Here is a 13,870-nt window from a genome sequence, read left to right as displayed (position 1 = left end):
TCTAATAGGCTATTGAAATGTGTGACATAGGGGCCAGTTTCCATACAGATGACAAATGTGAACATCCCCGCCCCTTCGCCGATATTTTTACTGGGCAGTTAATATCAGCGGTCCTTCCGAAGTAATTGCAATCGTATGCTCAAATTGCGCCGACAACTTGCCGTCGGCTGTTCTTGCCGTCCACTCATCGTCATCGATCGTGATACGGAACGTACCTTCGTTAATCATCGGTTCAATCGTAAACACCATGCCTTCCTTTAACCGAATGCCTTTGCCGGCTACACCGATATGCTCGTAGCTCGGCTCTTCATGAAGGCTCCGCCCGATCCCATGCGCCAGCAGATCACGTACGACCGAAAAACCGTTCGCTTCCGCATGCTGTTGAATTGCCGACGTTATGTCGCCGAGTCTACCCCCGGGAAGAGCCCGGGAGATTCCCAGATCTAAGCATTCCTTTGCCACCTTCATTAATTTTTGAGCCTCCGGCCGGATATTTCCCACCGCATAGCAGTAGCACGAATCGCCAAACCATCCGCCGTACTCCACGACAATGTCAAGCTTCAGCAAATCGCCGTCCATAAGCGCCTGGTTAGAAGGAATGCCATGGGCCACAACGTCGTTGACTGAAGTGCAGGTTTCAGCGGGAAAACCGTTGTACCCTTTCGTAAACTGCTTACCGCCCAGCTTGGTGATGTGTCTCGCAACAAAATCATTGATTTCCTGAGTAGTGATGCCAGGCTCGATCAGTTTGGTTACCTCGCGGTAGCAGTCCGCAACGATTTGGCCCGCTGGCTTCATCTCTTCGATTTCCCTAGGTGATTTTATGATAATCATCTTTTATATATTCGCTCCTTATCCATTCTATAATTTTAAAAACCGGACGATATCCCTTGCCTCCTCGTGCAACCTACCGCGGCGCAGTGAAATCGAAGCGCAGCCAACCAAGGCTGCCAGCAGCATTTCTGCGTGCTGTAGCGGCTCCGCCGCGTTTCCGCCAGAAACGGCAGATTCGTCCGCCTTACGCCCGGATTCCAGCAGCGCGACAAGTGGCGCGAGCACCTCCCTGCGATAGGCCGCCGTGAGCGGATTTGACCGCGCTTCAGGCAGAGAAGCAAAGCCATCACCAGCTTGCTTACACAGCAGAAACAAAGCAGGGTCTTCCGCCCATAGCTGCAGCAGTCGGACGAAGGCAACAGCGATGGGACTTAGCTCTGCGGCAGCAGTTGCATCACGACTGCCCTGTCGGGAATCTGCGGCAGCCAAGTTCCCTGAATTCGCTGCAACAACCAAGCCGTTATTCTCACCTGCCACCGCCGCCTCCAAGCTCAAAGCGCGCGGGGACTCCAGCCACCCACCGGCCCGTACTAAAGCGTCCCATAATAGATCGTGAAGCAAATCGCCCTTATTGCTGTAATAATGGTATACCGTGCCATATCCGAGTCCTGCCTGCGCGGCCACATCGCGGATTTCAAGCAAAGGCCCTTTATTCAAAAATACATCGGCAGCGACTGTTCGGATTTGCGCCAGACGTCGCAGCCGGATCTCTTCGTTTTGTTCCTTCGTGCGTGGAGTCATCTTGTCTGTCCACCTCTTTTATTTTTGACCTACTGTTATGTCAATATAAAACACTCGCTTGCAAAAAACAAGAGTTTGAATATATTTAATGTCGTCAGCAATTCTTCAATGGAATCAAGTTCCCCCCATTGAATTTTTTTCAACGACACAGCTTATCATATCGTTCTGATGAAACGTACTGATAAACAGCAAAATCAGCCGTGAATAACACGACTGATTTTTATATCTATCTTGTAATCGATGCTCTGGGGTTTTCTCGTCTCTCTCAACCGATCAAAACAACTGCGTCAGGTCCTTGGCTGTGGCTCCGGCCAGTCACTCGATCTGACATTCACATGTTGCTATTACTTCTTGCATTCGCTTTGCCTTCGACAAATAGAATGATATGTCTCATTTGATCTATACATTTACAATCAATGAAAAAAGTCCTGATGGCAACATAGGTATAATGTTCCTTGAAATACATAATTACCAAATGTAACATTTTGATAGGGCAGTATAGTGACTACTAAAAGTGGAAAGAAGGATGGCAACATGGGAATGCGTGGATATTACTTTGCTATGGATGACAACCTGGTGCAGCAAATCGCAGCAGGCGACCTAGCGTTGAAGAGTTTGAAAATAGACGATTATCCCGGACTGGATATTGATAGATCCTGGGAAGCGATTCACTACTTGCTTTGTGGAGATATTTCCGATGGAGAGCCCCCTCTTGGCTATGTTGTTCCGCTAACGTCAGACAAGGGCATCGATTTCGGCTCATTTGGAGCGTTTTCCTTACGCGCAGAGCAAGTTGCAGAAGCTCTTCAGGCTATATCTGAACTGGATGAAGAGCAGCTCCGCTTGCGGTATAATTTCCCGGCCATGGTCAAGGACGAGGTGTATCCTCTTGATCCAGACACTGTTTCAGACAGGGATGAGGACGAGCTCTTTGCCTACATGCTTCAGAATTTCATTGAAATCCGGCGTTTCTACGGCCAAACTGTAGCCAAGGGCAAAGGTCTCATCTTCTATATTTTCTGATTCCAATCATAGTCTCTCTAATTTATTCACCTTGATCAGAACTCGTGCTGAAGCGAAAGACTAGCTGTTCACCAACTACAGGATGATGACCAAGCTCTTCGGAGTATTTTCGGTTAGTACATGTGTTAAGTGTCCTACGCCAGAAACGTTGTGCACGTTCGTTTCGACCGGTGGGATTGGTTTGCACTTCCCATTTCCCTCGCATCTTTTTGATCATCTGACGCACCGCTTCGTCTCCAATGCCCTTTCCTCGATAATTCCGTAATAGGAAGAACTCATTCATGAAATAATTGATATCATGAGGACAGGGTGTGAACGGTGCAATTGCCACAAAAGCAAGACCCGCAGGTATATCGTCCACTGTGATAAGATACGGGAATAGCACGTTCGGATGTTCCCACCAAATATCGAATACACGATTCTGTTCGACTAAGGTGCGGGTATCATCATTCTCAAACACCCCATAACGATTGATCTTGTGTTCCCACACCACATAGTCGAACGGTCACATTTAACTTTTTCACTTCATGATTAATAAGATCCATTTTGCAACCCCTCCGGTTTCGTTTTTTTTCAATCATCCCTATCACTGATACCATCATTCTTGCCTAGCAACAGTATAAAGCGGATATGGCTTCCTTTAAAGGCAGAGTATTCTTCTATTCATTTCTTACCTAACAAAAAGCTCGCGTTGGTTTATCCAACGCGAGCCCTTTGTTATGCTTTTGCTCTATAAACAATTTTCTTAGTACTGTCAAGGGATAGGCAGTAGGCACTCGCAAGTTGATCCACATTCATCCCCTGCCGGAAAAGCTTCAGAATCTCTGCGTTTCGGTTCAAAAGATATTCCCGTTGAGCTTATGAAGTGTACCGTTCTTATGTTCCTTGAGCAGTTTGGAAAAAAGCTCGCTAGAGTAATCAATTCTACGCTCAGGGAATTCACCTGTAAGTACAATTTTCAACATCTGTAGCAATCGTTTACCCGTTAGTTCAGTAGGCCCGAGAGACCACTGCCTAATACTGGGACACAAGTATATCAACCCACTATAACGAAATGATGCCCTTATTCTTTCATAAAAATCGTCATAGCGAAGTGATACGCCGTTAGCAATTAATTCGTTGTAATAAAGCTTGGCCTCCTCAAGGTTAAAATAACTGGCCAGGTCAATATAAAAAGGCGCATAATAGCACCACCCGAAATCAATAAAATAAGGTTTTCCATTATAATAATGTATATGGGAACCATCTACGGACTGCAAATCTCCATGCGTGAGAGTCAGACTTTCTTTCTCAACGTACAAAGCCGCCATATCACGTGCAAATGCGCTGGATTTGTCACGCAGTGACGGCAGATACGCACCAAATTCCCTGCAAAATTCGGGATTTTGGTCCATAAGCGTTTCAAAATGGTCCACGGACACTAGCGTAATCAAATATTTCTCCCAATACTGAGCGTCGGCATGGGGAAGCCACAGCATATCCTGGCCTCTTTGCATATTACGTGTATGGATTCTGGCTAATGCTTCCACAACCCTTGGCGACCAATCTACGCCAGGCGGAGGAGACTTAACACTTCCCAAATCTTCTATCGCCATCCATCTAGGCTCGTCTGTTACAATGTCCAGTGAAAAAGCGGCGGGCGTGTTGCGATGGCCTTGATCAGTTAACGTTTTCATCGCCATTCGTTCTTTTAGAGCAGCTTCTTTAAATATCATGCTCTCCTTTTGTCCATTTTCGTAAGTAACCTCTAAACGACGTACTTCCGCACCGGACCACCCACGTTCAGCATCTGTCATATAGCCTTTCTCTAAATGACGTACCTTTCCGCGTTGAAGTACTTCGGCTAAACCTTGAGCAATTATGATCATATTATGTTCCAATTTAATTTACCTACCATTCTATTTATTATTTACCCATTGAAACACTAAAGCTTGCCGAGCCGTACATAACACTCAAATAGAAGCTGCTCGACAACCCTTGCTCCCACTTGCTGTTTTACGTTTTCGTCAACTTTGTCGAATACGATTTCAAACTAATCACTCACTTCCCCCTAAGTTTACAAATTAAAAAAGGGCAGAAAATGAACATATCGTTCACCTTCTGCCCTCGTAAGGAAATGACTAGCGGATAACATAATATTCCGAATCAATCGAATGTCAAAACAAATGAGTTTTGACAATTAAGGAATAATGTAAAAAAACCGTGCATGAGAGTAAGGTTCCGCAGTCAACTAAAAGTAGTCGATGTCCCATGTTCTTAACTAATGCTGGGTTATCTCATTTATTTCATGAAGAAATAAACCACCTAAGTAAGTGGATTTCTGCAATTTAAATGAAATAAACCTAATGCAATTAACTAGCTAAGAACAACAGCAGACACTCGATACATCCCCCTAATATTGAAAGTAGGTACGACTTCACTTCCTCCATAATAATGACCATTTCCCATCTTAGCAATTGTCGGCGTTCCCGGACGCAATCTGCTATCTGCAAAAGTACATAGGCCAAAAAAGCCAGATCAGCGCTCTTTGAATTACCATATTTTTATAAAGGTGTTTTCCAGAGCATATTCTTACTGGCAAGTGGTTTGCTCTCTAATATCAATGGTAGCGTCAAGCAAAATTCAAAATTCCCATCATGATGATGGAGCTTTAAAGAACCTCCATGTAACTCAATGATGTTTCTAGCTATAGAAAGTCCTAATCCTGCCCCAGTCTGAATGCCTTCTGTACTCCGAGCATGGTCCACTTTATAAAAACGGTCAAACAACTTCATTTCTTGTTCCAGTGTGAGTGGTTTGCCTTTATTTTCGATCGTAATCATAATGTTTGATTCGTTCGAGTTTAGGTTAATGCTAACGGTTCCTGGCTTGGATGAGTATTTAAGGGCATTCATAAGCAAATTATCAATGGCTCTGGCGATTTTTTCACTGTCCACAAATGTGAATAGAGGGGAACTCTCAATTTTTTTCACAATACTTATTGTGTTTTCATGTGCAATCGGCTCAAATTCAAAAAGCAATTGCTCAAGAAGCTTATTTACATCCACATGTTTAAGCTCTAAGCTAGTTTCATTTGAAGAAAGCCTGGTGTACTCAAACAAATCATCCAGCATGCTCTTTAAGTGGACCGCTTTATTATATGTGTTTTGAAGAAATCGCTTATATTCATCTTTTGATTGAAATAAATTATTTCGTAAAAGCTCAATATAACCAATGATACTGGTAAGAGGCGTTCGCAAGTCATGTGATATACCCGTGATCCATTCCATTTTGGATTTTTCTGCTTCCCGTTCCTTATTCATCTGTTGCTGCAGACGCTCTGCCATCAAATTGATGTTCAACGCAACCCTGCCGAGTTCATCTTTTCGATGAAGTGAAACCCGGTAATCTAAATCTCCTGTAGCAATAATTTGAAGCCCTCGCTCCAATGTAATTAGGTCAGCGACTATCCGTTGTGTCAAAACAAAAAAGGTTAAAACAAAGAAACCTGTAAATATCGGAATCGTTAGATGTCCCATCATATTACTCCAATCCCGATTAATAAGGTAAACACTATATTGAGCTCCCTGTGAGAGGATAATGGCAATAAAGAAACTAAATACAGAATTCATAATGATATTAATCTGAATTTTACTTGTTCTTTTATTAACCCATTTAATCAATTTTATAACCAACTCCCCATACGGTTTTAATATATTGAGGCGCTCTTGGAACTTCCTCTATCTTCTCTCTTAAATTACGGATATGTACCATTACTGTATTATCTGAATAACCATAAGGTTCTTTCCATACGCTTTCATAAATTTTTTCCGAGCTAAATACTTGCCCAAGGTGACTTGCCAACAATGCTAAAATGTCAAACTCAATTGGAGTTAGCGAGATATCGTTTCCCCTCAACTTTACGGAATGTTTGCCTTTGTCGATCATGAGGTCTTTGATATGGATAACCGTTTGGATATCTTGTTTACTTATCATCAAACTTCTCCGTAATTGAGCCTTGACTCTTGCGAGTAATTCCATGGGATTAAAAGGCTTAATCATATAATCGTCTGCACCTATCATAAGGCCAGTAATCTTGTCCATGTCCTCCTGTTTAGCCGAAAGCATAATGATCGGAACGTCTGAGAACTCCCTTATTTTAAGACAAGCGTGAATACCATCTAATTTCGGCATCATAACATCCAATATGACCAATTGGACTGAGTTTGTTTGAATTGCCTGCAGCGCTTCTAAGCCATTTGCCGCTTCACATACCAAATACCCTTCATTGCGAAGATATACATGCAAAATATCTCGAATCTCTGAATCATCGTCTACAACAAGGACTGTATTCATTTCTAATCACTCCCTGTTTTAAGGTTATCTTTGAGCACTTTACGACAAGTATATACGAAAGCTGGCGGAACATTGAAGGGGACAAGTCCAATGCTCTCTACAACGAACTTTTCGGATAAGCTTTTTTTCATCTGAAGGGAATATTGAAAGGCAACGAACAGCCCTCCGGGTTTTAATGCTTGATAAACTTGGTCAAGCAATGTTTCTCTAATGTCTTGTTTAAAATTAAAAAAAGGCAAACCGCTAATAATACAATCTAATTGTCTTATGCCCTCACGATGTATAATTTCGACTAATTGACAGGCGTTAGAATGGCAGTTGAAGTGAGGATAGTTTTTTTCCAAATTCCGCCTCATCGTTTCATCCATTTCAAACAAGAAAACTTTGGTGTTTTTTGGAGAGTGTTTCGCGATTGCACATGTGATGGCTCCTGTACCCGAGCCAAGCTCCGCCACAGTACGTACTTTGTCCCATGAAATAGCATTCACCATTTTGCCTGCCAAAAACCGCGAACTCGGAACTATGCTGCCTACCTGTTTGGGCTGTTGAATAAAACTTTGCAGAAACTGTATATAATGATGTTTACTCACTGATTACACCTCATTTTAATTTGCATAATTCGAATGATTTCATTCACGAACGATCATTCAGAAGATTTTCTCGGTAAAAATTCCGATAACAAAAAAAGTCGCAGTCCACATTAAAGCGCTGGAATAGGATATGAGAGCAAACGTTTTAAACTTCACATTTCCAAGACCCACAAGCATAGGCATGATGTACCTGACTATAGGCAAAAAAAATCCAAGCACCATTGCCCAGTTCCCGTGCCGCTTTAAGATGGTTTGAGCCTTTTGAAAGTGACGATTTCTGCATAATTTTTCATTGAAATGATTTCCAAAGATTTTTCCTAGAAAATAAGATACGGTTATCGCGATCAGCAGTCCCGATAAGATAACTGAATAAGTAATCCAAGGATCTAAAGTACCCCTGCTGCTCAAAAACGCGCCAGTTAGTATCGTTATTTCGTTTGGCACAGGAATACCGAAAGGGCCTAGGGAAAGGGCAACGAAAAACATAAAATATCCATATTGATCAATTAATTGCATAATAGTCTCACTAATCATGGTGACCCTCCTCATCTCGAAATCATAGATGAAGAATACCAATTAAATCTAAGCTCCTAATGAGGATTTTTCTAAAGAATTTCTGAAGAAAGGTAGCCATAAATGAAAAAAAGCACTTCTAATCAGGCAAGTAGCCTGATTAGAAAGTGCTTTTGATGCTTTAGCTTTTTAATTTTCCAATCCTATTCCAGCTTATAGCTTATTGAACAAGTTCAAGATGGCTTGCGCAGTTTCGGCGCGATTGGCGTCGATTGCAGAATCGAAGATTCCGTTTCCTTTGCCTTGCAGAAGTCCTGCGGCCATGGCTTTATTCACTCCATCTACTGCCCATGAAGAGATGCTTGAGCCATCCTTGAAACCGGCTGTTTCTTGACCAGTCGCTGCAATTGCATGGTTCTTGTACTCATAAGCGCGAACGAGCAGTACCGCCATTTGTTCACGGGTGATTTTCGCGTTTGGATCGAATTTGTTATCCGATACTCCCAAGACAAGCCCCGCTTCATAAGCAATGGCAACTTCCTTCGCATACCATTGACTCGCTTGAACATCGTCGAACGGAACTGAGCTTGCAGCATTCGTCAAGCCTAAAGCTCGCACCAGCAAGGATGTGAATTCAGCGCGAGTTGTATGTCCATTTGGTGTGAAGAGTGTATCGCTTGTTCCGTTAATAATATGCTTCGCTGCCAACACCTCCAGCGTCCGAGCAACCCAGTGGTTCGAAGGAACATCCGTGAATGACTTCGAGTATTCCAGCACCGCATATTTGCTCAGATGCTGAAGCGCAACCGTCACGGTATTCTTGGCTGCATTTACGCTGCCCCCTACGTATTCCCACTCTTTGTTTACTTCATTGAAATAATAAATGCCCAGTAGGTCTTCATCAGCACCATTGTTATAAGGCAAGGATAGTTCAACTCCGCCATCTACATTGCTGATGTCGGTGACTTGGTTGTTGTGCTTCAGCTTAACCGTGATGTCGTAGATTACGCTAGCAACTTCTATACGCGCTTGACCGCCTTGGGCTGGAGCATTCGCAAGATCACTAGCAGCCACTGGCACAACGGTTACTTCAATACTTGCCCCGGATGGATTCCCCGCCGCAGTCAGCCATTGCTTCAACGCATCCGCTTGAATCGTTAGAACCGCATTCATGGCTTTCACCTGCAGGGATAGTCCGCCGATATCCTGCATGGGAATGGACTTTGATGTGATGCCGCTGCCAAACTCCACAATTGCTTTGTCTCCATCCTTAATGACGCCTGTTGGCGCTGGTGTCGATGGTCCTGGATGGCTAGGCGGATTCGTTGGCTCTGGATTGCTTGTTGTCTGGCCGCTAATCGCAATCGACTTCGTTCCCACGATCCCCGAACCATCTGCTGCCGTCGCCGCCACCGTTACGGTGCCGTCGCTTACCGCAGTTAACAGACCCGACTCATCGATCGTTGCGCTTCCTGTTCCATTCCGGGCAGACCAGATGATCGTTTTGTTCGTTGCATCTGCCGGCAGCACCTCTGCTGTTAATTGAAGTGTTCCGCCTTTTGTTGTGATCTCATCATTACCGCTAATTGTGATACTTTCAATTGGTTTATCCGGGTTGGTCTGCGTCTGGCCGCTAATCGCAATCTCCTTCGTTCCCACGATTTCCGAACCATCAGCTGCCGTCGCCGTCACCATTACGGTGCCGTCGCTTACCGCAGTTAACAGACCCGACTCATTGATCGCTGCGCTTCCTGTTCCATTCCGGACAGACCAGATAATTGTTTTGTTCGTTGCATCTGCCGGCAGCACCTCTGCTGTTAGTTGAAGTGTACCGCCTTTTGTTGTGATCTCATCATTACCGCTAACATGGATTGTTTCAACCGGTATAGCCTCGATTTCCATCGATTTGACGATTACTGTAAAGATTTTCGTATCCGTTATTTCACCCTTGATTAATGTTGCAGTCAAGGTAACAATGGCGTCAGCCTCACCTGCTAATGGACGAATAACTTCGCCATTTGTACGAATGATCCCAGGATTGTCAATTGTCCATGAAACGGTGACATCATCTAATCCTGTTGTTGGCAGCGTCACGTTTTGTGTGACATTAGCTGCATTATTGCCCGTAGCGTAACCCACTTCGAGGGCTGCTGCTGCCGCCGCTACAGCGGCAATGTCCGGATTATCCTTGAGAATCCAATGAGCGTAGAAGTTGCTGACGGACACTGTCGACCAGTTGCCCTCAAATACTCTGACGCCGCTACCGTTGTAATACTGTTGGCCCTTTCCGCCAGTGTTTGCGTAGAAGCCTTGGAAAGAATATCCTTCCTTTTCAGGACTAGTAATTCCTAGCGGCAGTTTGCCGCCATAGTTGACCGAAATACTTTCCGTACCGCCTGACCCACTTTGAGGATCCAGTATAATACTGTAGGCATTCGCCGTAAAGCGGGCGTACAAAGTCAAATTGCCGACAGAGTTGACTGCAACGTTGATACGCTTAGAGCTCGGCAGGAATTCCGAGTTGGTATACCAGCCGTTAAAGCTATACCCCTCCTTGGAGCTCGGCTCGGCCAGGTTAAACGTAGGCGTTTCAAAGCTATAGGTGACCTGTTCGCTGCCCGGCATAACGGCTGATTCGCTACCGTCCTTATAGGTGATCGTGTAAGATACAGCCTCCCATTTGGCGAAGAGCGTTGTTGCCGCCGTCACAGTATCAGAGCCAAAGCTCCACGCATCAGTGTAGGCCGAATCCTTGTACCATCCCGCGAAAGCATAACCGTTCCTGATCGGCTGTTGTGGCGCAGTGATTTTGCTGCCTACAGCCACGTTAGGGATGGACATGACCGAACTGCCGCCCTGAGAGTTGAACTGGACCAGGAATTTGTCGGCTTCCAGCTGGATCCATCCGGCGTAGAGAGTCATTGCGTAAATATGACCGTCGCCAAGAGTGTTGACCACAGGAGTGTTGAAACTATACTCCTGCGTGAAAGCCGAATCGGTATACCATTTTCCATCGAAAAGATAACCGCTGCGAGTCGGGTCGGTTGTCGGCCGAGTCGCTTTTTCCCCTTCACGAACATACTGATTGACGACCGAGCTGCCGCCCGACGTGTTGAAAATCACGCCATTACGCCCCGGAGGGAATACGCTGCTGCCTGCGAATCCGATATTGTTGCCTGTGGCAAAGGCCGTGTCCCAGTTGGCGCCAGTGTTAATAGCATAGCCTGAAGCTCCAGTACCATAGAAATATAATTGCTCATTATTCAGCATTGAAGCGGTAATCGCGGGTTGACCGGTTTGTTGTCCAGCGCCCGAGTTGTTTTGGGTATTAAATATAATTCCGCCTACGGCTGCGCGAGGCATACTAATCTTGTACCAATGCGTGTCGACACCATTGTATTTCAATCTCGTCATCGTACCGCCAGGCCATCCGCCGAACAACTCAGGGTTGTACGTGTAGGTCCTAATTCCGAAGGTGTGGGTACCCCAGGCTTGGAAGTTCGCATTACGATTGATCGACAAATATACATTGACATGTGTTGGCTCTGCGACCGGGGGAGTGACCGCTCCTACAGGTTCGACTCTTGTGTAGGTAAACGCTTTGGTGATCCAATTCCCTTCGACTGCCCGGCCCACCAACGTAACGGTAATCGGCTCGTTGTAGTTGCCTTTCACAGTGATGATGTCATTATGAGCAAAGCTCACAGCATCGCCGTTATTAATAGCGTAGCTGGCACTCGTCACATTGACAGCTGACATCCTAAGCTTGAGCTGATTGCCGGTAAAGCTGTTGCCGGCGAGCACATCGTCATCGCTCGGCAACGCGGCCAGAACGGAGGAGGATGCGTCCTCTTTCTTCATAAGAACCACAAGTCCAGCGTTGCTGCCAGTATCAGTGTTGTTGGCTTTTGCAGGGTTGCCAGGGATGGTTCCACTGATCCTGCCGCTAGCTACTGTAAAGACGTTGGATGAATCCAGTGCGTTCACATAGTAGCCATCCTTCAAGAAATTAACCGGTACACTGCCCAGAACACGAGCCATTGTACTAGTGTTGACCAGCACCGCGCCGCCGCCTTCCGCGATTGTACCGCGCTCGATCAGGACGGCATTGTTACCGAGGCTTACCAGATTCTCGTCCCTTCCCGCCATAGCGTTGTGGAACTTATTGACAGCCACCACTTCGGGATGGCTCCACTGCGGCCGGTTATTGTCTACGTTGTCTGCTGTCAGTACGCTGGTTCTCTGGCTCCCGTCGGCGTTGACATTACGGGCAAAGAAGAGGGGGGAAACGTCCTTGCGAGCGGCAATCATGGCCCAGCCCTGTCTGATCTGCTTCGGGCTGAAGCTCAGAGACTCTCCTTCGTTGTTGTAGGTGTCGTGGGATTCCACCCAGGGTACCAGTTGGTCGGCCGTCAGGCCTTCGGCCGCGTAATCCGCCCATTTGTCGAGACGACCGATGTCCCCTACCTCAAGGACGCCACGCACATCATGCCCGTACTTGGAAGCAGTCATGTCGATATACTTGGCATAACCTTTCATCCTGTCGTTCTTAGGGTCTCCCCCTTGCAGCACCTCGCCGTACTGGAAGTTCTCTTTGCCCTTCTCCTCAAAGTAGGCTTTCGCGGCGCCAGTCACATTTTTCACATAATCGCTTTTGAACTCCCCTTCAGGGTAGCCTGCGGCAATACTCGCCGGGGAAGGCACGTCGTCGTCAAGCTCGATGTGCTTGATGGCGTCATAGCGGAAGCCGCTCGCGCCAGCGTCGATCATGTCCTTCAAGTAAGCAATGTAGGAATCTTGAACAAACTTGGAGTGCGTGTTCAGATCCCTCAGCCCGCTGATCATGTTCGGCTGGGTTAGAAGAAAACGGTCATTATAACCTACGCTGCCGCTCACATTGTGGAAATAGGTGTTGTCATTCCACGGGGCATCTGAGTTGCCGGTGCTGCCCATGTGGTTAGGCACTACGTCGACGATGACCTTGATGCCAAGTGCATTAGCGGCGGTAGTCAGGCTGACAAACGCGTCCCTGTCACCGTATCTGTTGCCTTTGCCGCCAGCGAGCATGTTGCTGGGCTGATAGGCAAAATACCAGTTGCTCCCAGACGCGCTGCCCATGATAGGCGAAGTCTGGATCGCCGTGTACCCGGCGTCAGCGATAGCCTGTAGGTTTTTCTCTATGACACTTAAATTCCAGTCAAAGGCGTGCAGTATAACCCCATCACGTATGCGATCCGGGACAGGACTGCTAGTTGGGGAAGCGGCTGCCGTGAAAGATTGGGCCTGGGCTGTCGGCATGGCAAATACCGATGCTAGCAGCACCAGAGTGAGAAGCAGGCTAAGGAAACGTTTTCGGTTCAGTTGTTTTGTTTGCTTCATAGAAATGTTCAATCCCCTTATTGATAAAATGATAATGATAAAACGATTTGTAAAAAGGTAGTTTCACAGAACTCGATTTCACGATAAATTTAGACATTTATTTAAATACTGTGCTATGCACATCACCGCCTTCGTATAAAATAACCCCATGTAACCGTATTCAAAGAGGGATATTCGATTACTTGTACAGCATCTTGATTCTCCCCATTCTTCACCGACTCTTACATACAACCCTAGGTGAATATAGTTCCTCCTTAAATATAGCACTGCTTAAATGATTTCAAGATAGAGATCGATTGCGAGTGTAGACGATTATTATGCAAAAAAATAATTCGTTCCGAAAATTATCTATCTTCTTTTTAGCCGATTATCTAACTCAACCCGTACTCATACCTGTTCTTAAGCGGTTTATTCGTTCTTCGATTGAACGCAAATATAGATCCACCTAAATTCCA

General features: G+C 45.7%; 10 protein-coding genes. 1 reads left to right on the top strand and 9 read right to left on the bottom strand.

The window, feature by feature from the left end:
- Positions 1 to 87: 87 nt before the first annotated feature.
- A complete protein-coding gene (map, locus tag FJQ58_RS24585) occupies positions 88 to 834 on the bottom strand; it encodes a type I methionyl aminopeptidase (RefSeq protein ID WP_139997429.1) in 747 nt (248 codons plus the stop codon).
- A 27-nt stretch (positions 835 to 861) separates the two neighbouring features.
- A complete protein-coding gene (locus tag FJQ58_RS24580; RefSeq protein WP_139997428.1) occupies positions 862 to 1,575 on the bottom strand; it encodes a TetR/AcrR family transcriptional regulator in 714 nt (237 codons plus the stop codon).
- 534 nt (positions 1,576 to 2,109) lie between these two features.
- Here FJQ58_RS24580 and FJQ58_RS24575 point away from each other — a divergent pair.
- Entirely contained in the window at positions 2,110 to 2,598 is a 489-nt protein-coding gene (locus FJQ58_RS24575; protein ID WP_139997427.1) for a YfbM family protein, read from the top strand.
- 22 nt (positions 2,599 to 2,620) lie between these two features.
- Here FJQ58_RS24575 and FJQ58_RS24570 read toward each other — a convergent pair whose 3' ends face one another.
- The 7 genes from FJQ58_RS24570 to FJQ58_RS24540 form a co-directional block, all read right to left on the bottom strand.
- Positions 2,621 to 3,091 (bottom strand): GNAT family N-acetyltransferase, encoded by a 471-nt coding sequence (locus FJQ58_RS24570; protein WP_139997426.1) that lies wholly within the window; start codon positions 3,089 to 3,091, stop codon positions 2,621 to 2,623.
- A gap of 343 nt (positions 3,092 to 3,434) precedes the next feature.
- Positions 3,435 to 4,478: an aminoglycoside phosphotransferase family protein gene (locus FJQ58_RS24565; RefSeq protein ID WP_139997425.1), complete on the bottom strand. Its 1,044-nt coding sequence runs from the start codon at positions 4,476 to 4,478 to the stop codon at positions 3,435 to 3,437.
- A gap of 663 nt (positions 4,479 to 5,141) precedes the next feature.
- Positions 5,142 to 6,260 (bottom strand): sensor histidine kinase, encoded by a 1,119-nt coding sequence (locus FJQ58_RS24560; protein WP_238404332.1) that lies wholly within the window; start codon positions 6,258 to 6,260, stop codon positions 5,142 to 5,144.
- Entirely contained in the window at positions 6,253 to 6,933 is a 681-nt protein-coding gene (locus FJQ58_RS24555; RefSeq protein ID WP_139997424.1) for a response regulator transcription factor, read from the bottom strand. Before FJQ58_RS24555 ends, FJQ58_RS24560 begins: the two co-directional genes overlap by 8 nt.
- A gap of 2 nt (positions 6,934 to 6,935) precedes the next feature.
- Positions 6,936 to 7,523, bottom strand: a complete 588-nt coding sequence (locus FJQ58_RS24550) for a class I SAM-dependent methyltransferase (RefSeq protein WP_139997423.1) — start codon at positions 7,521 to 7,523, stop codon at positions 6,936 to 6,938.
- 57 nt (positions 7,524 to 7,580) lie between these two features.
- Positions 7,581 to 8,099, bottom strand: coding sequence for a DedA family protein (locus FJQ58_RS24545; RefSeq protein ID WP_238404330.1), 519 nt, complete (start codon positions 8,097 to 8,099; stop codon positions 7,581 to 7,583).
- A 150-nt stretch (positions 8,100 to 8,249) separates the two neighbouring features.
- A complete protein-coding gene (locus tag FJQ58_RS24540; RefSeq protein WP_139997421.1) occupies positions 8,250 to 13,415 on the bottom strand; it encodes an InlB B-repeat-containing protein in 5,166 nt (1,721 codons plus the stop codon).
- Between the last annotated feature and the right edge of the window lie 455 nt (positions 13,416 to 13,870).

This window comes from Paenibacillus paridis (genome assembly GCF_006345825.1).
In the GTDB taxonomy this organism is placed as follows: Bacteria; Bacillota; Bacilli; order Paenibacillales; family Paenibacillaceae; genus Pristimantibacillus; species Pristimantibacillus paridis.
Note: the sequence above shows the minus strand (reverse complement) of the source record. Positions and strands in the feature narration are given on the sequence as shown.